Below are 347 nucleotides of genomic sequence, written 5' to 3'. Positions count from 1 at the left end.
TCGTCGGGCGTTTTGCCCACTACGATTTCCAGCGCGCTGCGCAGCACGTCCAGCTGGACCACGTCTGATGTGCTCTCGAGCTCGGCGATCAGATAAAGAATGATTGCTTTGCTGGTGACCTTTTTGCCGTGAATAACGATGTCGCGGATGACGGCGTCCAGCACAGCGGTCTCGGCGGCCAGCGCGTCGCCGCCGCTGCGGAAGTGCTGGATGATATCGGCTTCGGCGGTGGTGTGATGTTCGTTAAGCTGCATGATGTTATCCGTCAGGCCCTGCGGGCAAAAGTGGCCAGGCTCAGTGCCTGAAATAAAAAACGGCCACCTCCCCGGTAGCCGCGTCCTGCGGGC

Annotated in this window: 1 protein-coding gene; it reads right to left on the bottom strand. The window is 60.2% G+C overall.

Annotation, left to right across the window (positions count from 1 at the left end; translation table 11 throughout):
• On the bottom strand, nt 1-254 hold a 254-nt coding region (locus tag VH86_RS24550), incomplete at its 3' end, for a biofilm development regulator YmgB/AriR family protein (RefSeq protein WP_045834437.1).
• Nucleotides 255-347: the final 93 nt, after the last annotated feature.

The sequence above is a fragment of the Pantoea sp. BL1 genome (assembly GCF_000963985.1).
GTDB classification, from domain to species: Bacteria; Pseudomonadota; Gammaproteobacteria; order Enterobacterales; family Enterobacteriaceae; genus Pantoea; species Pantoea rwandensis_B.
Note: the sequence above shows the minus strand (reverse complement) of the source record. Positions and strands in the feature narration are given on the sequence as shown.